Genomic DNA, 23057 nt, shown 5'->3' with positions numbered 1-23057 from the left:
CATCGCACTCGCGATGCTCAGCCTCGGGGGCGCCCGCCCACAATTACCCGGCCGAACCCACCCACGAATGAGTCAGTAGAGCCCCTTTTTGGTTGTGCTAGCTACCAGAAAGGCGCACGGGCGCGGAGTGCCACACGTCGGCGAGGAGGTCGTACGACTTCAGCCAGGACTCGGTGTCCTCGGCCATCGAGGCGACGATCAGCTCGTCGGCCTGTGCGTGCTCGGCGAACTCGTCGAGGTACGCCTTGACCTCGGTCGGCGTTCCGACGGCGGAGTAGCGCACCATCTGGGTGATCTGCTGACCTGCGGGTGAGGTCATGATCAGGTCGACTTCCTCGGGCGTGAACTTCTGCCCGCGGCCGACCATCTGCACCACACGACGCCGCAGTGAGGACTCGAACTGCCGATGGGCCTCCTCGCTGGTGTCTGCGGCGATGGCATTGACGCCGGCGATGACGTACGGCTCCGCCAGCTGTTCGGACGGCTCGAAGCGGTCCCGGTACAGAGTCACGGCGTCGACCAGGGAGTCGGGGGAGAAGTGGGACGCGTTGGCGTAGGGGAGTCCGAGCTTGGCGGCGAGCTGAGCACCGAACAGCGAGGAACCGAGAATGTAGAGGGGAACGTTGGTGCCCTTGCCGGGGATCGCGTCGACCCCGGGAACCCGGGACTTGCCTGCCAGGTAGGCCTGGAGCTCGAGAACGTCCTGTGGGAATCGGTCGGCCGACGCCGGGTCGCGGCGCAGCGCGTACATCGTCTTCTGGTCGCTGCCGGGTGCGCGTCCAAGTCCGAGGTCGATGCGACCGGGATGCAGGGTCTCGAGGGTGCCGAACTGTTCGGCGATGGTCAGCGGGGCGTGGTTGGGCAGCATGATGCCGCCCGCACCCAAACGAATGGTGCTGGTGTGTGCGGCGACGTGGGCGATGAGCACGCTCGTCGCGGATGACCCGATCGATGCCATGTTGTGGTGTTCGGCGTACCAGATGCGGCGGTAGCCGCGCGTCTCCGCGAGCTGGGCCAGCGCCACGCTCGCCTCGAAGCTGTTCCGCGCCGAGTCGCCCTCGCGGATATGGGCCAGATCCAGAATCGACAGCGCAGCACTCACGGACTTCGTCACCTTTCGTCACCGAACAGGCGCGAGACGTTAGCCTCGCGCACTACCTCCGAAGTCCAACCGCGGAGGCAGTGCGCGTATTCCTGGGTCAGCCGCCGACCAGAGCGCGGAGTGTGCGGCCGGTCAGCTCCACGATGCCGGGCTCGTGCCCGTTCACCACGAGGTTGAGGACGATGCCGTCGATGCCCTTGTCGAGAACGCGGGTCTGGATCTGCTCGGCCACCTCGTCCGGTGATCCGCAGAACTGCCGCTGGGTGGCCGCGGCTCGCTCTTCGTCGGAGGCGGTGGAGAGGTCGACGCCCTGCGTGAGCAGGAATTCCTGCTGGAGCTGTCGGGCGCGGTCACCGCTCTCGTCGATGATGACGAAAGCCAGGTAGCTGGTCTCGAGGGTGGAACGGTCGCGCCCGACCTCCTCGCAGCGTGCGTCCAGGGCCTCGAGCTTGCGCGGGATCTCCGCCGCGTTGCAGATGATGTTCAGGTGGTGTGCGTACTGGGCGGCCAGCCGGAACGTTTTCTTCTCGCCGGAACCGCCGAGGAGGATCGGCAGGTCGTTGCGGATCCGGGGTTCGTTGATGGCGTCTTCGACGTGGTACCACTTGCCGTCGAAGGTTGGACGCTTTCCCTGCAGCATCGGCGCAATGATCTGCAGTGCCTCGTCGAGGCGCTCGAAGCGGTCGGTGAACGTTCCGAATTCGTAGCCGAACTGGCGGTGTTCGAGTTCGAACCAGCCGGCCCCGATACCGAGGACGGCGCGGCCGCCGCTGACGACATCCAGTGTGGACACCGTCTTCGCGAGCATGGGTGGGTTGCGGTACGTGTTGCCGGTGACGAGCGCGGACAACTGAATGGTCTCGGTGGCCGTGGCGAGAGCGCCGAGGGCGGTGTAGGCCTCGAGCATCGGCTCGTCGGGCTTGCCTATCCCGGGCAACTGGTAGAAGTGGTCCATCACGAACGCGGTGTCGAAGCCGGCTGACTCGGCCTCGCGCGCCTGCGCGATGACCGTCGGGAAGAGATCCGCGACGGAGTCGGAGTAACTGAAGTTCGGCATTTGGTAACCAAGGCGAATAGTCACGCGCTCGACGCTACCCGGATCGCGGCGAAGGCACCCCTTTTATTTCGAGGTGGTACTTGTGCACCCTGGGGTGACTGGTGAGGGGTGCGGCAGGCGCGCACACTTGTGGCAATGACCACCGCCCTGCCCTTGACCGCCGCGCAGCGGTCCATCTGGTTCGCGCAGCAGCTCACGCCGGAGATCCCGTACGTCATCGCCCACTACGCCGAGCTGCACGGGCCTGTCGACCTGGCCGTTCTCGGTGACTGCACCCGTCGCGCGCATCTCGAATTCGGTTGGGGAGCAATCCGTCTCCTGGATGTCGACGGGCAGCCACATCAGGTGGTCGACCCGACTGTGGTCGATCGGGTGCCCACTACCGACTTGCGTGACGAGAACGACCCCGTCGAAGCGGCCCACCGGTGGATGCACCACGACCGAAGCGCGCGCACGGACATGTACGACGGGTCGCTCCTCGCGTCGCATATTCTGCAACTGGGAGACGAGCACTACTACTGGTACTCGCGAGCGCACCACATCGCGTCGGACGGGTACGCCGCGATGATGCTGATGAGCCGCACCGCCGAGCTGTACGTCGCCGCTGTCGAGGGCAGGGAACCGCCGGACTGCCGCGCCGTGGGACCGGATCGCGTCATCCAGGAGGACGCCGCCTACCGCACCTCCACCCGGTTCGTCCGGGACCGCGACTACTGGCGGGAGCAGGGCAGCGATCTCCCTACGGTCGTCGGATTGAGCGGACGCGCCGCGCGTTCCGGCCCGACCGCCCGGACTGCGACCGGACACGCGGCTCGAAGCGTGAGTTCGCGCAATTCCACGGCGGTGACGGTCGCCGCCTTCGCCTCGTACCTCGCCAGGATGACCGGCATCGACGACGTGGTGCTCTCCCTGCCGGTATCGGCGAGAACGACGGCCCGCCTGCGGACTTCGGGAGGATGCGTCTCCAACGTCATCCCGTTGCGACTCGGGGGTATCGGCTCGGGCACGGTTCGGAACGCGGTGGCAACGACAGAGGCTGCAGTGACGGCCGCCCTGCGCCACCAGCGCTACCGCCGCGAGGACATCGGCCGCGACCTCGCCTCGGGCGGAGTGGAACTCATGCATTTCGGCCCGGTGATCAACCTCATGATGTTCAAGGAGATCACGCTGGGCGCCGTGCAGGCAACGGTTCGGGTCCTCACCACCGGTCCCGTCGCAGACCTCGCCGTCAACATCTATCCAGGATCGTCGGACCGTGCCGCCCGAATCGACTTCGAGGGGAACTCGTCCCTGTACGGTCAGGCGGAACTGGCCGGGCACCACAACCGTTTCCTCGCCTTCCTCGACCAATTCACCGCCTCGATCGAGTCGGAATGCCTGATCTCCGATCTCGACGTCTTCCTTGCCGGTGAACGTGAGAACTTTGCCCCCGCGCAGGGACTTCCGGATGTCGCTCCGATGACACTGGACCGTCTCCTCGCGGGGTCCGTCGCCGATGATCCCGAGGCTGTCGCGATACGCGACCGGGGGCGTGAGCTGTCCTACGGTGACCTGGACCGCGTCACCGACCGGCTCGCCCGGGAGCTGGTCGGCAGGGGTATCGGTCCCGAGAGCTTCGTCGCAGTCTCCGTTCCCCGGTCCCTCGAATCGGTGCTGGCGTTGTGGGCGGTCGCGAAGGCCGGTGCGGCCTATGTTCCGATCGACCCGGCACACCCGAGCGCCCGTGTCGCCTATTGCCTGGCCGACTGCGGCGCGACGCTCGGGTTGACCGTTCGTTCGGAGCTCGATCGTCTACCCGACACGGTTGATTGGCTGACTATCGATATCGACAACCCCGAAGAGGGTTGTCCGAGAACATTTTCCGGGACGACGAGCAATGTGGAACGAGTGAGTCCCCTGCGTCTGGACCACCCCGCCTATCTGATCTACACATCCGGGTCGACCGGGGCGCCGAAGGGCGTCGTCGTCACGCACCGCGGTCTCGCCAATCTGGCGCAGGAGATTCGGGACAAGTATGCGGTGTCCACTCGTTCTCGTGTTCTGCATTTCGCCTCACCGAGTTTCGACACCGCGCTCGTCGAAGTGCTCGCGGCGTGTATCGGAGGCGCAACGCTCGTCGTGACCCCTCCCGGCCACTTCGGCGGCGACGAGCTGTCGCGATTGCTGCGCGAGGAACACGTCACCCACCTGTTGACGACGCCCTCCGCCCTGGCGGCGATCGACTCCGCCGCGAAAAATGAGCTGGAGTTGGTGCTGGTCGGAGGAGAAGTGCTGTCCCCGGAGTTGGTGCGACGCTGGGCTGGTGGCCGAGAGATGCGCAACGCGTACGGTCCGACGGAGACGACATGCAGTGTCACTCTGACGGAGCCGATGTCGCCGGACGGAAGAGTGACGATCGGCGGTCTCATGCGCGGTGTGGACGCGGTGGTTCTCGATCATCGCCTGCGTCCGCTGCCGCCGGGTGCGGCCGGTGAGCTCTACCTCACCACGGCAGGCCTCGCCCGGGGATACCATCGGCGGTGCGACCTGACCGCCGCACGATTCGTCGCCGATCCATTCGGCGACAGCGGATCCCGCATGTTTCGCACCGGTGATGTGGTGCGCTGGACGGTGGCGGGAACTCTCGAGTTTCTCGACAGGGCCGACGACCAGATCAAGATCCGTGGGTTTCGGGTCGAGCTCGGCGAGATCAACGCCACGCTGAACACCTATCCGGGCGTCACCTATGCCACGACGATGGTGCACAGGAACTCGGTTGGCGATCCGAACCTCGTGTCCTATGTCATGGTCGAGGGAAACGAACCGATCGATCGGGAAGCGTTGAAAGCGCACGCGGCGCGATTCCTGCCGGACTACATGATTCCGAAATCGTTCATGCTCGTGCATTCGATTCCGTTGACACCGACGGGAAAGCTCGACCGGTCGGCTCTACCCGTTCCGGAGTTCGGCTCGGATTCGGTGCCTCATCGCGACCCGGAGACACTCGCCGAGCACCGCGTCGCCCGGGTCTTCTCCCGAGTACTCGGGGTGGATTCGGTGGGCGCCGACGATTCCTTCTTCGACTTGAGCGGCGACTCGTTGTCGGCCATCCGGGTGGTCGGGACGCTCAACGCCGAACTGGGCACAACGCTGGGTGTGCGAGAACTGTTCGACGCACCGACGGTCGCAGCACTCGCACTGTCGATTACGGACGCTTGTGAACACCCGTCGCGAACTCAGGCGCTGGGGGCACCGAGATTGGGCGCCGCAGGATTCCAAGGCGGCCAGGGGATGCCCGAGCTCGTGCCGCTGTCTCCCTCTCAACAATTCATCGACCGCACGCTCGTGGATCCCGCTCTCCACAACATCCCCTTCACGGTACGAGTGCGTGGGCCGTTCGATGCCGAAGCATTGCAGTCGGCGATGGCAGACGTCCTCCACCGGCATCGCTCGCTGAGAACCGTGTATCCGGACTCGCCGGCGGGTCCGTACCAGCGCGTGCTCGACGTGGTCGACGCCGTGCCCGACCTGTCGCCGGTGCCCGCCGACGACACGGATGCGGAGGACCAGACATCGGACCTGCTGACGGCGGGATTCGACGTGCGCCGCGACCCTCCGCTCCGCGCCCGGCTCTTCCGTCTGGGCGACCACGACCACCTCTTGTCCTGCGTCCTCCATCACATCTGCGCGGACGGATGGTCCCTGGCTCCCTTGGCGCGCGACCTCGCCGACTCCTACCGTTCCCGGGCGATGGGCGGTGAACCCCAGTGGGAGCCTCCGGCAGTGCACTATGCGGACTACACCATGTGGCGTCGAACGATGCTCGGGGACGAGAACGACCCCGGCAGTGTCGCGTCGAAACAGATCGGCCACTGGACGAAGGAACTGTCGGGCCTTCGCGGAGAACTCGCGCTGCCCACCGACCGACCCCGGCCGCACCGGTGGACCTATCGAGCGGGGCGACTTCCGTTCACCCTCGACGAGCATGCGCATCGGGGGCTGCTCGCCACCGCGCACGAACACCACGCCAGCCTCTTCACGGCGCTCAGGTCGGCCGTGGCGGTACTGCTCGCCCGGCTCAGCGGCGATCCTGACATCGCGATCGGAACCCCGATCGCGGGCCGCGGGGATCCGGTGCTCGACGACGTGGTGGGAATGTTCGTCAACACACTGGTTCTGCGAACCCGGGTCGACCCGAGCATGACACTGTCCGACATCGTCGATCGATCCCGCGACGTGGAGCTCCGTGCGCTGGCGAATGCGGATGTGCAATTCGAACGGCTCGTCGAGGTACTCGACCCACCTCGGTCGGGGTCGCTGCACCCGCTCTTCCAGGTGGCGCTGTCGCTGAACAACTTCGCTCCGGCGGCCTTCGACGTCTCCGGGCTCGACTTCGAGGTGACTCCGCGGCCACTCGACATCGCCAAGTGCGATCTGCACTTCCACTTCACCGAGCGACACGACGCCGACGGAAAGCCCACCGGGATCGACGCCGAACTCGTGTATTCCGCCGACCTCTACGACGCCTCCACCGCACAGGATTTCGTCGACACGCTGCATACCATCGTCGACCCGATTGGTAGGTGACCTCACGGAAACGGCGTGATAGAGATACCTCATGAGCGGCATCCATAGAATTGGTCGGGGAGTAGCGCTCGCGGCGGTCGTCCTCGCGCTGGCCGCCTGCTCCGGCCAGGAAGGAACGGCGGTCAGTGAGCCGTCGACAACGACGGTAGCCCCGGCTTCGGACACGGCAGGCGCCGAGGCGACGACGCCCGCGAGCCTGCCGTACACGGAGACCGAGCTGCGGGTCGACGGTTCCACCGGCCACGTCACCTACGACGTCGTCATCCCACAGATCGAGGGCGGAAACTCGGCGGTCACCGCCGAGTTCAACGAATCGATGCGGGCCGCACTCCAGGACCAGATCGACGGTTCGGGCACCGACGCCTTCACACTGAGCAGCCAGGAGCACCAAGTCGCGCACATCGGTGAGCACGTGATCAGCGGGTTGCTGGTGACGTCGTGGAACGCCGATCCACCCGGTGCGCATCCCACCCCGATTGTCGCGACGGTGGTCGTGAACGCCGACACGGCCGCGCCGATCACGCTCGCCGATCTCTTCCCAGATCTGGATGCCGGTCTACGGAGGCTGTCCGAGCACTGCGCAACCCTGCTGCCGGCCACGGCTGCCGGCCCTGAGTTCGACCGCACCGGCATCGAGCCCGTCGAAAAGAACTTCGCCAACTGGCTCGCGACCCCCGCCGGGATGGAAATTCACTTCGACGACTATCAGGTGGGGCCGCATGCCGTCGGGCTGGTGACCGTCACCGTCCCCTGGGACGTTCTCGGTGACGTGGTCGATCCGCAGCTGGCCGACGTGGTGTCGAGTTAGTCCGCGCGCCGTCCATCCGTGGTAGAACAGGTATCAGTTTTGGTACCCGGAGGGTGATCATGGACCTGGAAGCTGTCGCCGCGATCAGCAGACTCAAGTACGCCTACCTGCGCGCCCTCGACACCAAGCACTGGGACGAATTCGCCGACACCCTGCTTCCCGACGCGACCGCGAGTTACGGCGAACATCTGACATTCGACTCACGCGACGCGGTGGTCGAGTTCATGAGAACCAGCCTCGGCCCGCAGACCATCACCGAGCATCACTGTGGCCACCCGGAGATCGACGTCGACGGTGACACCGCTACCGGCCGGTGGTACCTCTCCGACCTCGTGCTGATCCCCGAACACGACATGGCGTTGCGCGGAGCTGCCTTCTATTCCGACCGCTATGCTCGCGGGCCGGACGGGCGGTGGCGCATCGCGCACACCGGCTACGAGCGGACCTTCGAGGCGGTGATGTCTCTCGCCGACATCCCCAGCTTCCGGTTGACGGCGCACCCCTGATGGGCGCGCTGGACGGCAAGGTGGCACTGATCACCGGAGCAGGGCAGGGCGTCGGGGCCGGTATGGCGCGTGCACTGGCCAAGGAGGGCGCGCGGATCGCGGTGGTGGGGCGCACGGAGTTGAAACTCGTCGAAACGTGCGCTGCCATCGCCGACTTCGGTGGTGTCGCCGAGCCTTTCGTGTGTGACATCAGCAAGCGGGAGCAACTGGGGCCGATGGTCGCAGGTGTGGTCGAGGTGTTCGGCGGCATCGACATCCTGATCAACAACGCCAACGCTAGTGCGCTCGGCCCGTTGCTGGAGGTCACTCCGAAGCTGCTGGACCGTGCCATGGCGGTGGGTCCCGTGGCGACTCTGTTCCTCATGCAGCTGTGCCATCCCCACTTGAAAGCACGCGGCGGCGGCTCGATCGTCAATCTCGTGAGTTCCTCGGCGGTGCGCTGGGACACCAGCGGTTACGGGCTGTACGCGGCCACGAAGGAGGCCATGCGCTCGCTGACCCGCACCGCCGCCAGTGAGTGGGGCGCCGACGGAATCCGGGTCAATGCCATTGCGCCGCATGCCCTCTCTCCCGGACTGCAGTGGTGGACGGAGAACAATCCGGAGGAGGCGGCCGAGTTCGTCCGGTCTATACCGTTGGGCCGGATCGGAGACTGTGAGCAGGACATCGGACGAGCCGTCGTCTTCCTCGTCGGACCCGACGCCGGCTACCTGACCGGTGCCACCATCCCGCTCGACGGCGGCCAGGCACGCTGGAGTTGAGCGTCGAGCCGGTTGCCCGGCGAGCACGCTGTCAGGGCAACCGGTGGAACGCCTCGTCCAGTCCGCGAAGTCCGCTGGTGTCGATGAGGAACTCCGATTCGAGGCATTTCCGGAGCTCGTCGGCGCTCGTCAGCTCGAGTCGGACGGACTCACCACCGAGCGGGTGGACGGTGAACCGGGTTCCGTTGAGTGCATACCGGCGCCCGTCCGCGACCCGGGCAGCGAGGAGTCCGGTGACGAAATGGGAACCGGGCCAGGTGGACAGGTACCAGTTCGGCGCCTCGTAGTCGACGGGGTGCTGCGGGGTGAGGTCGAAGCGGTAGATGGGACGCCACTCGTCCCCCACGAGGGCCTCCAAGAGGTAGTCGCCGCGCAGGTCGAGCAGCCGGAACGGCTCGAGCGGAGTGTCCTGCACCGTGTTCGTTTCGAGGCGCAACGTGGTGTCGAGGGTCATGCCGCCGAACCCGACGTCGATGATGCGCCGGTCACCCTCGATACTCGAGGTCCAGCCGATTCGGTGTGCCGAGGAACGGATCGAGGTTCTCGAACGGAATCGACCGGGCATGGTGGGCGGCAATGGCATTCAGTGTTGCCGTCGTCGCGGATCGGTCCCCGTCGTATCCGATCCGTTCGAAGTACCGCTCGAGGTCGAGATCGCCTGCAAATCCCATGACTCCCGCAGTTCCCATGATGCTCAGTGTAAGCACGCCCGAGTGGGTGATCAGGCGCCGTTCGCGTCCGGTGAGCGGCATCGTGCGCGCGAGCGTACTTTCGCACTTGTATGGGTGGAGACCGGCGCGCGGCGGAAGGACTCTCATGAAACGGGGATGTGTTGCGGCTGCCGCGTTGCTGGTGGGCTTTGCCGCCACCGGTTGCCAGACCGATTCGAGCACGGGGGAGTCGGCGGCGACATCGGCGGCGCAACCACCCGTGGCCGCTCCCACCGTGGTCGCGACCGAGTTGGAGGTGCCCTGGGGAATCGCGCTGTTGCCCGACGGCGCCGCGGTAATCGCCGAGCGGGACGGCGGCACCATCCGTCGTCTGCAACCGAACGGTGATGTGACCGAGGTCGGGGAGGTGCCGGAGGTGGCAGCGCGGGGGGAGTCGGGACTGCTCGGGCTCGCCGTGTCGCCCACCTACACGTCGGACCAGACAATTTTCGCCTACCTCACCACCGATGAGGACAACCGTGTGGTTGCCGTGCGATACGACGGCCGCAGCCTCGGCGAGCCCGTCCCGATCCTCACAGGAATTCCGGCCGCGTCGATCCACGACGGGGGCCGAATTGCCTTCGGACCCGACGGCAAGCTCTACGTCACCACCGGCGAAGCCGGCGATCGGCCGCTCGCCCAGGATCCCTCCTCGCTCGGCGGCAAGATCCTGCGGATCAATCCGGACGGAACGATTCCGCCCGACAACCCGCTGTCCGGCTCACCGGTCTGGTCGCTGGGACACCGAAACGTGCAGGGCATCACCTGGGACGACGCAGGCAGGTTGTGGGCCACCGAGTTCGGCGCGAACACGTGGGACGAAGTGAACCTGATCCGGCCTGGCGCCAACTACGGATGGCCCGACGTCGAAGGGCAGGCGGACGAGGCCGAATTCGTGGACCCGGTGGTGCAGTGGCCTACGGACGAGGCGTCACCGTCCGGCGTCGCCTACCTCGACGGGTCGCTGTGGGTGGCGGCATTGCGGGGCGAACGGTTGTGGCGGATACCCGTCGGCGGGGACGGCTCGCTCGGTGAACCGCAGTCGCTGTTCGCAGAGGAGTACGGGCGGCTGCGCACCGTCGTCGCGACACCGGACGGGGCGCTGTGGTTCAGCACGAGCAACCGCGACGGTCGGGGGTCGCCGGCAGAGAGTGACGACCGCATCCTCGCGGTGCGGCCGTCGGCCTGAAGTGCGGCGGGGCGTCAGTCGGTCCAGGGCGCGACGGGCGGCTTCACCCACATGATCTTCTCGTCCGCGTGTGCGGGCGATGCCGACGGATGATCCGGGTGGCGCTCGGCCCACGCCGACTTCTGGTCCAGCAGTTCGGCCACGGTGAGCCAGGTTTCCATGGTGCTCGGTGGGTTCGATCCGGCTGCCCGGGCCAGTTTCCGCAGTGTGCCGTCGGTGAGGTCGAGCAGTTCCTTCCCGCTGATAGCGCGATCCCAGACGTATTTGGCGAGCCCCACGGCCTTCTCGCGACGTTTGCGCGCCGCGCCTTCGGTGTGGGCGAAGTCGACTTCCTGAGGTTCCATCGCCTCCCTCTCTCGTGCGCGCCACTACGGTAGGTCACCGCGTAGTCGTGCCGGTATCGTGGGATGACGATTGTCGCAGCAGACGCGCGCAGTCGATGCGAACGGTAGGGAAGTCGGTATATGGGCAGGCAGCGCGGCGGCCGAAGTGCGCACGCAGCCGAAGGTGGGCCCGTTGCCGGGGTTTATCCGATCGACACGGGAACCTGCGAACTCGCCGAGGACAACGTCAATCCCCACGGCTGGGTTCTCAAAGTGAACGGCGTCGAAAGTTCACACATCGACCTCACGGATCCCGAACACCTCGATTTCGAGTACATGCGGTGGATGGCCGACCTGATCGGATCCCGCTGGCAGCGCGCGGACCGGGTACGGGCCCTGCATCTCGGCGGCGGCGCCTGCTCACTTGCCCGTTATCTGTCGGCTGTGTACCCGGACGCCCGGCAGGTAGTGGTCGAACTGGACGGCAAGCTGGCCGAACTGGTGCGTCGATGGTTTGATCTGCCGCGGGCACCGCTGCTCCGACTACGCGTCGGTGAAGCCAGGGCTGTCACCGAAACCCTCACCGAGTCGAGCCGTGATCTGATCATTCGTGACGTGTTCGCCGGCAACACGACGCCTCCGTCACTCACCACCGTCGAATTCACCGGCCAGGTTCGCAGGGTCCTGGCACCGGGCGGGATCTACGTCGTCAACTGCGGTGACACCCGCGACCTCGTGAAGGCGCGGCGGGAAGCGGCCACCATCGGCAGCGTGTTCCCGCACACCGCCGTGATCGCGGACCCGGCCATGCTGAAGGGCCGTCGCTACGGCAACATCGTGATCGCCGGAAGTGACGTGCCCCTCGGCGACGACCCCGCACTGGTTCGGCGACTACTGGGTGGCGGTGTGCCCGCACACCTCTGGGACGACGCGCAGGTCCGGTCGTTCGCCGGTTCGGCGCGCGTCCTGCTCGATGCGGAAGGATCACCGGGCGAGTCCGGGTGAGACTGCGCCGCGGATTGCGCAACGGGAACATCACCGACCGCACCGTGGTTGGGTGTCGGTATGAGCCTGGAAGTGAACGACGCGCAGCGTCCCCTGCTCGACCTCGTCGCGACACACTCGCACGCCGTCCTCACAACGATCAAAAGGGATGGCCGACCGCAGCTGTCCAACGTTCTCTACACCTGGGACCCCGACACGAACACCGCCCGGATCTCGGTGACCGCGGACCGGGCGAAGACACGCAACGCCGCGCGGGACCCCCGGGTGTCGCTGCACGTGAGCGCGCCCGACTTCTGGAGTTATGCGGTCGTCGAAGGTGACGCCGAGCTGAGTGCCGTCGCCGGCGACCCCCACGACGCGGCCACCGACGAGCTCGTCGAGGTATTCCGCAATGCAGCAGGTCGGGAACACGACGACTGGGAAGACTTTCGTCGTGCGATGGTGTCCGAGCGACGGCAGGTACTCCGGGTACGCGCGACACACCTGTACGGCATGGCCCAGCTGCCGTGAGCATTCGGCCCGGAACATAGTTGTGGCAGGCCGCCGCCCCCGGTGGGACCATGGGGTGCATGCGCAGGAGGCGGTGGCCGGCGGCCGCGCCGCCCGCCACGGGAGGGGTCGTCGTATACGGCCCCGTCGAACTCGCGACTACCCGTGATCTGACGCTCCGGCTGGCAGAGGTGGTCGCCCACCCGGCGGGTCTCGAGCTGCGCATCGAGCTCACCGCAACCGGACGCACGGCTGACAGGGCGCGTCACGAAACCCGCCCCCTCGACGATCCCGACGACCCGTCCGCCCGCTGGTCGTATCTCGCGGTGCACGTGCGGGTGGAGGACGTGGTCGGTGAGGCCGACCCGAGCCACCTGCAGTCCACGTCGAGGGTGGCCACGAGCGAGGCGTCCGAGTATCACACCGAGCCCCGCTACTGGGTCGGCGCCTACCCGGAGTCGGGGGTGATCACCCTGACCGTGGGGTGGCCGGAAATCGGGCTGCATGCCCGGACCGACGTCATCCGGCTGGGCCCCAACCCCGCCCGGTGAGCAGGCGAATGTACCTTTCGGCTTTACTACCGCGTCGAAAGGTACATTCGCCCCGACGTCAGCGAGGCTGCTCGGCCAGCTTGGCGGCGATCACACCGTTGAGCCGCTGCAGACCGCTCGGGGTGATGCCGTGGATCTGGCCTTCGATGCTGCGCACGACATGCGTGTCGCTCAGGACCTTCTCGCTGGACTGAATCAACACCGTTCCGGCGCCCGTGAAGTCGAACTGGCGTTCCTCGCCCGAGTTGATGCCCATCATGTGGGCGCCGGCGGCGAGGAAGTTGCTGATCCACCCCTGGTCGTAGTGGTGGCTCGGCGACGGGCAGTCCGCCCACCCGACCAGTGCTTCGGGGTCGATCCGCAGTGGCGGCTCGGCGAACATCACCGGGCCGTTGGAGGAGGCCAGGAACTTGCCGGTTCCGATGAGGGTCAGGAACCCCGGGACAATCGACTGGTTCAGCGACAAACCCGGTTCGAAGGCAAGGAGATTGGACGCCCGGATGGTGAGGTTGCCGTCGTCGAGGTCATACGAGTTGATGTCGTAGCCGCGGTCACCGATGATCAGCTTCCCGAAGCCTTCGGCTACCGCATACTCACCCATGTAGAGCGGCGCCGAGAACTGGTTGGCCACCATGTGCAGTGCGGCGCCGTGCAATCCGTGGGTCAGTGCCTGGAACTGCATCTGCCCGTAGTAGGCGATCATCGCACCCTTGCGGATGAACCAGGGTGCAGTGAGGTCGATGCAGTAGGCGTAACTGTTGTCCGGAATGTTGTCGCTGGCGCCCAAAGTCGTCGGATTCAGCACGGTGCTCACAGTTTCTCCTCCGAAGCCTGAACGTAGACGATTCCTTGTCCGGTGCACTGCAATTGCATCGCTTCGCCGGCGCCGCGGCCCACGGCATCCCGCCAGCCGACCGCGGACTTCAGTTCTACCTGGACGTTTCCGTACGTACCGACGAAGGCGTCGGGGTCGACGAGGATGGGGTTGGGACCGCCCACAGGGATCTCCAGGAAACCGCCGTGCGCCAACAGCACCGCCGATCCGTACCCGGACAGCTGCGTGGTGAACATGCCTGTCCCGGACAACGCACCCGCAGCGGCGCCGCGGAGGGCACCGAGCATTCCGCGACCACCGCCGCCGCCCTGACTCATCACCGAGACCACCGAGCTCTGCAGTCCGGCGTTGTGGGCCAGCAGTCGGGACGCCTCGACGCACAGAGTTCCACCCTGCGACATGTCGACCACGTGCACCTCGAGACCGGCGTGACCGTAGTGCACCTCGCCCTGTCCCTGCGCGAGCATCGTGCGCTCGTGTTCGCCCTGCATCATCCGTCCGGCCATGCGGGTGAACCCGCCCATCCCGGCCATGGACTGCGAACCGGGAACCTGGTGCGGTGAGAACTGGACCTGACCGGTGTAGAACAGCATCGACCCGGTGCGCGCGACGACTCCGCCCGCTGCCCCGACATCGACCTTGACGACCTTCGAATTGACCTGTGTGAACACCATGCTGATCACCGTTCCGCCGGCTGGATGGACACGACGCCGTGGCCGTCCCACTTGAGGGAGAAGGCTTCACCGTTGCCCTGGCCGACGGCGGTCCGCCACGACACATCGGTGACGAAGGACTGGGTCAACTGCCCGCGGGCCGAGACGAAGGCGTCGGGGTCGACCACGAGTGGATACTGCGGCGACACCTCGAGGTGAATGAGCGGGCCACCGGCCGAGAGGAGGGCCACCTGCCCCTGCCCCGACACCGTCGTGGTGAACAGGCCCTGGCCGCCGACACCGCCTCGGAGACCGGTGAAGGTGACGTTGGTGTTCAGGTTGCCGCTGAGTGCGAGAAGTTGCTGCGACTCTACCTGCAGCGTTTCACCCGCGAGGTCGATGACGGTGACGTGCTGGCCGCCCACCGCCAGGTAGACGACACCGTTGCCGGAGCATTCCATCAAGGACAGCGACTCGCCGGTGGCGCGCCTCTTCATCCCCGCCAGTACACCGTCGCCGCCACCGAAACCGGCCGATTTGAAGCTGACATTGCCTTCGTAGGCAATCATCGATCCCTGTATTGCCCGGATGGTGGTTCCGGCCAGTTGGGCTTCGACCACCTTCTTCGACTTCTCGAGCAGCCGCGCCATAGGTGCCCTTTCCAGTGCCGAGCGGCAGTGTTCGTGACCGGGTCACGAACACTGCCGCAGGATGTGAGTACAGGCAGAACCTAGCTGATGGAGAGCGGTTTCGGCTCGTCCACGTCATTGTCCGAGCTCCCGCCGGCGGCTGCAGCCTTGCGGTTGCGCAAGATGCTGGAGATGAACGCGGCTCCGATGAGGGCGACGCCGACGAGTCCGGTGACGTTCTCGTTGACGTGATAGCCGATCGAGACGAGCAGGATCACGGCCAGGGCGCCGATGGCCCAGTGCGCCCCGTGTTCGAGGTACACGTAGTCGGACAGGGTGCCCTTGCGAACGAGGAACACGGTGATCGAGCGGACGAACATCGCACCGACGAAGCCGAGGCCGAGGGCGATGATGATCGGGTCGGACGTGATCGCGAAGGCACCGATCACGCCGTCGAAGGAGAACGACGCATCCAGGACCTCGAGGTAGAGGAACAGGAAGAAGCCGGCCTTGCCGGTGGCCTTGGCCAGTTCGGTCGGGCCGCCACTGGAGCCCTCGACGACCTCGCCGTTCTCATCCTCTTCGGGGGTGTTGAACAGTTCACCGAGGCCGTTGACGGCGATGTAGGTGATCATGCCGAGGACTCCGGCGACCATCACGGTGGAGACGGTGTCTTCGGGTGCGATGTACGAGGCGGTCAGCAGAAGCAGGCCACCGGCGACGATCACCGCGAGCTGGTCGAGCTTGCCTGCGCGGGCGAGCGGCTTCTCCAGCCAGGACAGCCAGGTGATCTCGCGTTCTTCGAGGATGAATCCGAGGAAGAGCATCAGCAGGAACATGCCGCCGAACGCCGCGATCTGCGGGTGGGCGTCGGTGAGCAGGGTTTCGTAGCTGGGGCTGCCGTCGGGGAAGTACGCGGCGTCGTCGGCGGGCGGGTTGAGTGCAAGGTCGAGCGCGGCGACCGGGCCGAGGCCGGATGCGAGCCACACGATGACCAGCGGGAAGACCAGGCGCATGCCGAACACGGCGATGACGATGCCGACGGTGAGGAAGATTTTCTGCCAGAACTCGCTCATCCGCCGCAGCACGGTGGCGTTGATGACGGCGTTGTCGAACGACAGGGAGATCTCGAGGATCGAGAGGATGACGACGAGGAGGACGGCTTGGGGGCCTCCGTAGAGCGCCGCGATGATGATGGACACCACCGTGACAGCGAAGGACAGACCGAATATTCGCAGAACCACTGAGCGTGGCCTTTCTTGTTGGGCAATGCCGGGTGGCTACTGCTGGAGTACGAACGCCGAGGAGGGTTCCACGTCAGCGACGCGAAACCCTACCCGGCTGATGTAGCGAAACTACCGTCAGACGTTGACGCCGTAGTCGCGGGCGATACCGGCGAGCCCGGACGCGTAGCCCTGGCCGATAGCGCGGAACTTCCACTCTGCGCCGTTCCGGTACAGCTCTCCGAAGACCATCGCCGTCTCGGTGGACGCATCCTCGGACAGGTCGTAACGGGCGAGCTCGTTGCCGTTTGCCTGGTCGACGACGCGGATGTACGCGTTGCGAACCTGGCCGAACGACTGCGAGCGGGTCTCGGCGTCGTAGATCGAGACGGGGAAGATGATGCTCTCGATGTTCGCGGGGACCGCCGCCAGGTTGACGTTGATCACCTCGTCGTCGCCTTCGCCGGCGCCGGTGGTGTTGTCACCGACGTGCTCGATGGAACCGTCCGGCGAGCGCAGGTTGTTGAAGAAGATGAAGTGCTGGTCGGAGACAACCTTCTTGTCGGCACCCGCACCGATGGCGCTGGCGTCGAGGTCGAAGTCGGTACCGGTGGTCGAACGAGCGTCCCATCCGAGTCCGACAGCCACCGCGGTCAGGTTCGGCGCCTCCTTCGTGAGTGAAACGTTGCCGCCCTTGGTCAAGCTGACGCCCATTCAGGGGTCCTTTCGAGAGGAGGTGTTCGACCTCGACGGCTGTCGAAGTCTCGAGATCGTCGTGCACCACCACGATAATGAATTTGTCCGACTTGTCCCATCCGATACCTGTCCACAGGTTTGTCCACAGGCGATTCCGGTCAGCTCGGGCCGACTGCGCCGACCAGTACGATTTCAGGTGTGACGAGCGGATGGTCGGGACGCTTCCGAGGAAGAGCCCGGAGCGACGAGTCGACTCGTCGCGCCCACGACACCATGGTCGCAGCGTTTCTCGACATGGACAACCGCCAGAGCATCGCCGCCGCGGCGGTCGACGCCTCGAAACAGCTCACCCCGGAACGCGGAGTGCAGCGGCTGTGGGAGCCGGTTCGGGACGGGTGCTATCAAGCGGCGTCCGCGTATCTCGCGGCGGAGGATCAATTCGACGGCGTCCAGTCGCCGACGGCAACCGCCGCCTTCGAGCAGGTCACAGCGCAATTAGTGGCCGCGACACAGGCGCTGGACGAGTTCTACCGCGCGCATCGCAGTCATCTCGAAGAATCGACGGCGATGCTGGCCGCCGTTCCACAGGTGGCGCAGCAGGCCCTGCAGACAGCCGAGGCCGCTCGCGACGGGCTGCGGCGACACCAGGCGTACGGCGACTATCCGTCGGTGCGGGCATCCGCTGCGGCGCTCGACGACGCCGTCGCGGCCTTGCAGGCAGCCCGGGGGGCCAACCCGGTGCGCGAAGCCGCGGGCCGGGTACGGGAAGCTGCGGCGGCCCTCGACAGTGCGCTGGCGGCGGCGCCGTCCAAGGAGCGGGACGCCTCACACGCGGTGTCGTCCGTGACCACCCGGATCGCCGCCGTGCAGACCCGCGCCGAGCGGCTCGCGCCTGCCTACTCCGCACTACTGCGAGAGTTCAACGCGAGAAGTTCGGCGGATCTCGTCCGCAACGAGCAGGACAGTCGCCTGCAGATCGAACAGGCCGAGGCCGATCTGCAGAAGGCGCGTGAGGCCCTGACCGCGGGCAACCCGGAAGGCGCGCTCGAGTTGACGAGCGCGGCGCGGACTCATCTGGCGGATGCCGAGGCGAAGGTGGACGGTGTCACCGACCGGTTGCGACTACTGCGGCATGTCCGCGAGAATCCGCGTGCGAAAGAGAACGAGATCAGATTTCGCCTGCGCGATGCCCAGATGTTGGCTGTCAATCGCGGGCTCGTGCGGGAATGGGGGTCGGTCCTCGACGCCCAGCTCGAGCGGATCGACCGGATCGCAGGGACACTGACGGGCAGGCACCCCGACTACTGGGCGTACATCACCCAGCTCGATGCGGTGTCGGCGTTCATTGCCGAGGTGGTTCAGAAGATGAGAGGACATACAGCGCAGCGATGACATGGGGGGACGATGAGTATTAGCGAACAGACCGCGGCAGGCGCCGTGACACCGGGTACCACGATGCCGCGGGTACGGCACTTCCACCACCTCGACTCACAGACCCACGAACGGTTGTTCCTGCACGCTCCGCAGTCGCTGGAACCGGACGAGGACAGGGTGGTGCTGGCCGTCGCCCTCGGTGCAACGTTGTACGTGCCGGCCACGCGGTCCGACCTGGCGGACATCGTGCTTCGCCGGTCGGCGGAGGGCGTGTGCTCGATGGTCCTCGACCTCGAGGATGCCGTTGCCGACGATCAAGTGGAGTTCGCGCTGCTCAATGCCGTCGACGCGCTCGACCGGCTGGCCGCTTCGGGTGGTGCCCGGCTGCAGCTGTTCGTGCGGGTGCGGGCGGCCGCGGATCTTCGGCGCATCGCCGAGCTGCTGACCACGGGCGCGGAGGTCCTCACCGGCTTCGTGATACCGAAGTTCGGGAGCGTCACCGGCCGCGAATTCCTCGACGAGCTGGCCGCGGCGTCCGATCGTCTCGGCAAGCACCTGTACGCGATGCCCGTGCTCGAATCACCGGAACTGGTACACCGTGAGACCCGTGACCACGAACTCGCGCGTATCGGCGAGGTGCTGGCCGAGCGCCGCGATCAGATCCTCGCGGTGCGGGTCGGGGCCACCGACATGTGCGGCACCTTCGGGATCAGACGTGACCGCGACCTGACGATCTACGACGTCCGGGTGGTGGCCGACGCGATCGCCGCCATCGTCAACTACCTCGGGCGCAGCGACGACACCGGGCACGTCATCACCGGACCGGTGTGGGAGTACTTCGCCGATCACGAGCGGATGTTCCGGCCCACGCTGCGCGCCACCCCGTTCGAGGAACACGACGAGGTGCGGTTCCGTCAGCAATTGGTGAGCCGTGATCTCGACGGTCTGCTCCGCGAAATCGCCCTCGACCGGGCCAACGGTATCCAGGGCAAAACGGTCATCCATCCCACCCACGTGGCCGCCGTGCACGCCCTGTCCGCGGTCACGCACGAGGAGTACCACGACGCTCTCGACATTCTCGGCGCCGACGGCGTCGGCGGGGTGCGCGCCTCGGGGTACCGCAACAAGATGAACGAGATGCGCCCTCATCGCAATTGGGCCGAGAAGACGCTCGTCCGAGCCAAAGTGTTCGGCGTGACAAACGAGGGGATCACATTCGTGGATCTGTTGACTGCTCTGGCCGTCCGATGACGTCACCGACCTCGCTACGCGAGCTACCCTGGGCCACTGAGCATCTCGGGCTGACGCTCGCCCACGTCGATTCGGCGGTCGGGCTCACCGTTCCCGAGCTGATCGAGCCGGGGCTGCGCCGCAACCCGCGCCGTGCGCACCTGCTCGTCTCGACGGTCCTCGGCAAGCACCTGCCCACCGAACCCGGGGTCGTGATCTCCGCGGGCAACACCCTCGGTGACCTGGTTGCCGAGGTACTCGGTCCGGACGCCGATCCAGTGGTGCTCGGGTTCGCGGAGACCGCGACCGGCCTCGGGCATTGTGTCGCCGCCCGGCTGCACGCCCGGTGCTACCTGCACTCGACTCGTCGTGACGTCCCGCAGGTGGGGACGTTCGCCGGGTTCGAGGAAGGGCACTCCCACGCCACCAGCCACCAGCTGCAACCGACCAGCGCCGAATTGTTCGCCAACGACTTGCCACTCGTCCTCGTCGACGACGAGATCTCCACGGGGGCCACCGCAGTCGACGCGATTCGTGCACTGCACCGGCACAACCCGCGCAGCCGGTACGTGGTGGCGTCGCTCGTGGACATGCGTACCTCGGAGCATCGCGACGCCATGGACGTCGCCGCGGCGGAGTTGGATGTGCGGATCGACAGTGTCAGCTTGGCGCAGGGCCGCACCGAGCTCCCGGACAGGCTGGTGGAGTCCGTGGCCGCTCTTCCCGACCCGGTGCTCAACGGCGTCGCCGAACGGGCGGGCACGGTCGAGCGCATCGACCTGGACTGGCCCGCAACGGTTCCCGATGGAGGGCGTCACGGATTTCTGCGCGAAGACGTTACCGCCTTCGCTCGCGCAGTCGGATCCGTGGCTGCCGCACTCGGTGATCGTCTCGATTCTCGGCGCCCCGTGATCGTCGTCGGGCACGAGGAGTTGATGTACTTGCCGCTGAGGGTTGCGGAAGCGCTCTCGACATCCGGCCATCGGGTGCGATACCAGACGACGACGCGGTCGCCGGCGTACGTGCTGAACGAGGCCGGATATCCACTGCGCCGTGGATTCCGCTTCACCGCACCCGAATCCGGTGAGGAACAGCCCAGATTCCTGTACAACGCCCAGTGGCCGGACGAAGATGCCGTGGTGGTCGTGATGGTCGACGCGCCGGCCGATACCGACCGGCTCACTTCCGAAGGCGGCCTGCTCGACGTGCTCACCGCATCGGGCACCGACGTGGTGCTCGCCGTCGTGTCGGGAGCCGACCCCGCCCGGCTACGGGCCGCACGAGAAGGTGCGTCGTCGTGACGGGCCCGACCGGACCCGGCCCGTTGACCGGACCCGCATTCGGGTCGTACGCCGCCGAAGAGGTGGCGTGGCTCCTCAAAGACCTCTCCCACGTGAACCTCGAGGCGGACGTGGCCGAGCGGGAACGGCGCATCCAGGCGGGTGACGCCCACTACGCCGAAACCCTGCCGATCGAGTATCAGCCGGACGCCGAATACCGCGAGCTGTTCGAGAAGGTTCTGCAGGACAGTGCCATCCGACTTGCCCGGGCGGTGGGGACCGTGACCGAACTGGTCCTGGCCGAACGAGGCCGGGACATCACCCTCGTATCGCTGGCACGCGCCGGGACCCCGGTGGGCGTGTTGATGCGGCGGTGGGCGCGCGAGGTTGCCGGAGTGACGCTGCCCCACTACGCCGTCTCGATCGTCCGGGACCGCGGTATCGATGCGACTGCCCTCGACTATATTGCGGCGCATCATGATTCCCGCAACGTGGTGTTCGTGGACGGCTGGACGGGTAAGGGCGCCATCGCGCGCGAGCTGTCGCAGGCGCTCACCGAGTACCGCGACGCAGGGGGCGCCGTTTTCGACGACGACCTCGCCGTCCTCGCCGACCCCGGACACTGCGTACGCACGTTCGGCACCCGCGACGATTTCCTCATCGCCTCCGCCTGCCTCAACTCGACGGTCTCCGGACTGGTGTCGCGCACGGTCCTCAACGACACCCTGATCGGGCCGGGCGATTTCCACGGCGCCAAGTTCTACGCCCACCTCGCGGGTGAGGACGTGTCCAATCATCTCCTCGACGCCGTCTCCGCCGCTTTCGCCGATGTGCGCGAACACGTTCCCGGTGACGTGGAGAAGCTGCTCCGCGGGGACAGGACACCGACCTGGGACGGCTGGAAGTCCGTCGAGGCAATCCGCGAGCAGTACGGAATTTCCACCGTCAACTTCGTCAAACCGGGAGTCGGCGAGACCACCCGGGTGCTGCTGCGACGGGTGCCGTGGCGTGTACTCGTTCGCGACCTCGACGCGCCTGAGCACGCGCACATTCGACTGCTCGCCGCGGCACGCTCGGTTCCGGTGGAGGAAGTGCCCGACCTGGCGTATGCGTGCATGGGCCTCATCAAGGATGTGACATGAGCAGGCAGGACACGAAAAGTTCGGGCAGAACGGCGCTGATCGCCACCGACCTCGACCGGACCATGATTTATTCGCGTACCGCGATGGAGCTCGGCACGGCCGAGTCCGACGTGACGTCCACGCCGGATGCCGAGGACGTGTTGTGCGTCGAGGTGTATGACGGAAAACCGTTGTCGTACGTCACCTCCGCCGCCGAGGCCATGCTGAGGAAGCTCACCGCTTCGGCGGTGGTGGTCCCCACGACGACGAGAACCATCGTGCAGTTCCAGCGGATCGAGTTGCCCGGCGCGCCGTGGCGGTATGCCATCACCACGAACGGCGGGAACATCCTGGTCGACGGGGTACCCGACGAGCAGTGGCGCACCGGTGTCGAGACCGCGCTCGCAGCCGGTGGCGCCTCACTCGAGGAGGTCGGGGCCGAACTGGGTCGCCGGATCGACGACAGCTGGGTCCGCACTTTCCGCGTCGCCGACGAGTTGTTTTCCTACCTGGTGGTGGATCCCGAAGCGATGCCCTCGGGATTCGTCGAGGAGTGGGACGAATGGTGTGTGGCGCGGGGATGGGGGGCGTCGCAGCAGGGCCGCAAGATCTACACGATGCCGAACGCGGTCTGTAAGAGCCTGGCGGTCGCCGAGGTTCGTTCGCGGCTCATCGACGACGGGGTGCTTCCGCCGGATGCACCCGTTCTCGCAGCCGGTGACGGTGCGCTCGACGCCAACATGCTCAGCGCCGCTGACGCCGCGATCCGCCCACGCCACGGAGAACTCGAATTGGCGAACTGGCAGCATCCGACGCTGTCGATCACCGAGAGCAGCGGCATCGCCGCTGGTGAAGAGATTCTCCGGTGGATGTCGGCGCGTGTCGCCCACGGTGCGGCGACGACGTCTGTCGCCTCTCTTTTGTAGGTTGGTAGGCAAACCGGTCGAAC

Annotated in this window: 21 protein-coding genes and 1 pseudogene; 13 read left to right on the top strand and 9 right to left on the bottom strand. The window is 66.4% G+C overall.

The window, feature by feature from the left end; all coding sequences use genetic code 11:
• Nucleotides 1-97: 97 nt before the first annotated feature.
• Nucleotides 98-1102 carry an LLM class flavin-dependent oxidoreductase gene (locus ACH49N_RS35095; RefSeq protein ID WP_358277331.1) on the bottom strand — a complete coding sequence of 335 codons (1005 nt, stop codon included), beginning with the start codon at nt 1100-1102 and terminating at the stop codon, nt 98-100.
• 97 nt (nt 1103-1199) lie between these two features.
• Nucleotides 1200-2183 carry an LLM class F420-dependent oxidoreductase gene (locus tag ACH49N_RS35090; RefSeq protein ID WP_358277329.1) on the bottom strand — a complete coding sequence of 328 codons (984 nt, stop codon included), beginning with the start codon at nt 2181-2183 and terminating at the stop codon, nt 1200-1202.
• Between the two features lie 111 nt (nt 2184-2294).
• Here ACH49N_RS35090 and ACH49N_RS35085 point away from each other — a divergent pair, with 111 nt between their 5' ends.
• From ACH49N_RS35085 to ACH49N_RS35070, 4 genes are read left to right on the top strand one after another with little or no spacing between them, the layout of a single operon-like run.
• The gene (locus ACH49N_RS35085) at nt 2295-6725 is read left to right on the top strand and encodes an amino acid adenylation domain-containing protein (protein WP_358277327.1); all 4431 of its coding nucleotides are present in this window, start codon (nt 2295-2297) and stop codon (nt 6723-6725) included.
• A gap of 31 nt (nt 6726-6756) precedes the next feature.
• Nucleotides 6757-7533, top strand: a complete 777-nt coding sequence (locus tag ACH49N_RS35080) for an RsiV family protein (RefSeq protein ID WP_358277325.1) — start codon at nt 6757-6759, stop codon at nt 7531-7533.
• 59 nt (nt 7534-7592) lie between these two features.
• Entirely contained in the window at nt 7593-8039 is a 447-nt protein-coding gene (locus ACH49N_RS35075; RefSeq protein ID WP_159923351.1) for a nuclear transport factor 2 family protein, read from the top strand.
• On the top strand, nt 8039-8800 hold the full coding sequence (locus tag ACH49N_RS35070) for an SDR family oxidoreductase (RefSeq protein ID WP_358277323.1): 762 nt from the start codon (nt 8039-8041) through the stop codon (nt 8798-8800). The genes ACH49N_RS35075 and ACH49N_RS35070 overlap by 1 nt, the downstream gene beginning before the upstream one ends.
• Nucleotides 8801-8831: 31 nt before the next feature.
• Here ACH49N_RS35070 and ACH49N_RS35065 read toward each other — a convergent pair.
• Nucleotides 8832-9471, bottom strand: a pseudogene (locus ACH49N_RS35065) (arylamine N-acetyltransferase).
• A gap of 145 nt (nt 9472-9616) precedes the next feature.
• Between ACH49N_RS35065 and ACH49N_RS35060 the strand changes: the two are divergent.
• Nucleotides 9617-10699: a PQQ-dependent sugar dehydrogenase gene (locus ACH49N_RS35060; protein WP_358277321.1), complete on the top strand. Its 1083-nt coding sequence runs from the start codon at nt 9617-9619 to the stop codon at nt 10697-10699.
• 14 nt (nt 10700-10713) lie between these two features.
• Here the strand turns inward: ACH49N_RS35060 and ACH49N_RS35055 are convergent, their stop codons facing one another.
• Nucleotides 10714-11043, bottom strand: a complete 330-nt coding sequence (locus ACH49N_RS35055; protein WP_213576135.1) for a hypothetical protein — start codon at nt 11041-11043, stop codon at nt 10714-10716.
• A gap of 120 nt (nt 11044-11163) precedes the next feature.
• Between ACH49N_RS35055 and ACH49N_RS35050 the strand changes: the two genes are divergently transcribed.
• The 3 genes from ACH49N_RS35050 to ACH49N_RS35040 are packed head-to-tail and all read left to right on the top strand — an operon-like array spanning nt 11164 to nt 13067.
• Nucleotides 11164-12027, top strand: coding sequence for a fused MFS/spermidine synthase (locus ACH49N_RS35050; protein WP_358277319.1), 864 nt, complete (start codon nt 11164-11166; stop codon nt 12025-12027).
• Between the two features lie 60 nt (nt 12028-12087).
• Nucleotides 12088-12537 carry a PPOX class F420-dependent oxidoreductase gene (locus tag ACH49N_RS35045; RefSeq protein ID WP_159923363.1) on the top strand — a complete coding sequence of 150 codons (450 nt, stop codon included), beginning with the start codon at nt 12088-12090 and terminating at the stop codon, nt 12535-12537.
• A gap of 59 nt (nt 12538-12596) precedes the next feature.
• Nucleotides 12597-13067: a hypothetical protein gene (locus tag ACH49N_RS35040; RefSeq protein WP_358277316.1), complete on the top strand. Its 471-nt coding sequence runs from the start codon at nt 12597-12599 to the stop codon at nt 13065-13067.
• Nucleotides 13068-13125: 58 nt separating this feature from the next.
• On the opposite strand, the gene ACH49N_RS35035 is transcribed toward ACH49N_RS35040, so the two are convergent.
• The 5 genes from ACH49N_RS35035 to ACH49N_RS35015 all read right to left on the bottom strand — a co-directional run bounded on the left by ACH49N_RS35035 (nt 13126) and on the right by ACH49N_RS35015 (nt 17121).
• Nucleotides 13126-13881: an AIM24 family protein gene (locus ACH49N_RS35035; protein WP_159923367.1), complete on the bottom strand. Its 756-nt coding sequence runs from the start codon at nt 13879-13881 to the stop codon at nt 13126-13128.
• A complete protein-coding gene (locus ACH49N_RS35030) occupies nt 13878-14576 on the bottom strand; it encodes an AIM24 family protein (protein ID WP_159923369.1) in 699 nt (232 codons plus the stop codon). The genes ACH49N_RS35035 and ACH49N_RS35030 overlap by 4 nt, the downstream gene beginning before the upstream one ends.
• Before the next feature lie 5 nt (nt 14577-14581).
• Nucleotides 14582-15205, bottom strand: coding sequence for an AIM24 family protein (locus ACH49N_RS35025; protein WP_159923371.1), 624 nt, complete (start codon nt 15203-15205; stop codon nt 14582-14584).
• A gap of 80 nt (nt 15206-15285) precedes the next feature.
• Complete coding sequence (locus ACH49N_RS35020) at nt 15286-16428, bottom strand: DUF475 domain-containing protein (RefSeq protein WP_159923373.1); 1143 nt, start codon at nt 16426-16428, stop codon at nt 15286-15288.
• A gap of 117 nt (nt 16429-16545) precedes the next feature.
• Entirely contained in the window at nt 16546-17121 is a 576-nt protein-coding gene (locus tag ACH49N_RS35015) for a TerD family protein (RefSeq protein ID WP_159923375.1), read from the bottom strand.
• Between the two features lie 255 nt (nt 17122-17376).
• On the opposite strand from ACH49N_RS35015, the gene ACH49N_RS35010 reads away from it, so the two are divergent.
• The 5 genes from ACH49N_RS35010 to ACH49N_RS34990 are packed head-to-tail and all read left to right on the top strand — an operon-like array spanning nt 17377 to nt 23034.
• The gene (locus ACH49N_RS35010; protein WP_250767887.1) at nt 17377-18495 is read left to right on the top strand and encodes a hypothetical protein; all 1119 of its coding nucleotides are present in this window, start codon (nt 17377-17379) and stop codon (nt 18493-18495) included.
• Between the two features lie 12 nt (nt 18496-18507).
• The gene (locus tag ACH49N_RS35005; RefSeq protein ID WP_358277313.1) at nt 18508-19728 is read left to right on the top strand and encodes an HpcH/HpaI aldolase/citrate lyase family protein; all 1221 of its coding nucleotides are present in this window, start codon (nt 18508-18510) and stop codon (nt 19726-19728) included.
• Nucleotides 19725-21008 carry a phosphoribosyltransferase family protein gene (locus tag ACH49N_RS35000; RefSeq protein WP_358277311.1) on the top strand — a complete coding sequence of 428 codons (1284 nt, stop codon included), beginning with the start codon at nt 19725-19727 and terminating at the stop codon, nt 21006-21008. The genes ACH49N_RS35005 and ACH49N_RS35000 overlap by 4 nt, the downstream gene beginning before the upstream one ends.
• Nucleotides 21005-22129, top strand: coding sequence for a cysteine protease StiP family protein (locus tag ACH49N_RS34995; protein ID WP_358277309.1), 1125 nt, complete (start codon nt 21005-21007; stop codon nt 22127-22129). The genes ACH49N_RS35000 and ACH49N_RS34995 overlap by 4 nt, the downstream gene beginning before the upstream one ends.
• Nucleotides 22126-23034, top strand: a complete 909-nt coding sequence (locus tag ACH49N_RS34990; protein ID WP_159923381.1) for an HAD family hydrolase — start codon at nt 22126-22128, stop codon at nt 23032-23034. Before ACH49N_RS34995 ends, ACH49N_RS34990 begins: the two co-directional genes overlap by 4 nt.
• Nucleotides 23035-23057 lie beyond the last annotated feature (23 nt).

Origin of the sequence: Rhodococcus sp. NPDC019647 (genome assembly GCF_044389235.1) — a bacterium.
In the GTDB taxonomy this organism is placed as follows: Bacteria; Actinomycetota; Actinomycetes; order Mycobacteriales; family Mycobacteriaceae; genus Rhodococcus_F; species Rhodococcus_F oxybenzonivorans.
Note: the sequence above shows the minus strand (reverse complement) of the source record. Positions and strands in the feature narration are given on the sequence as shown.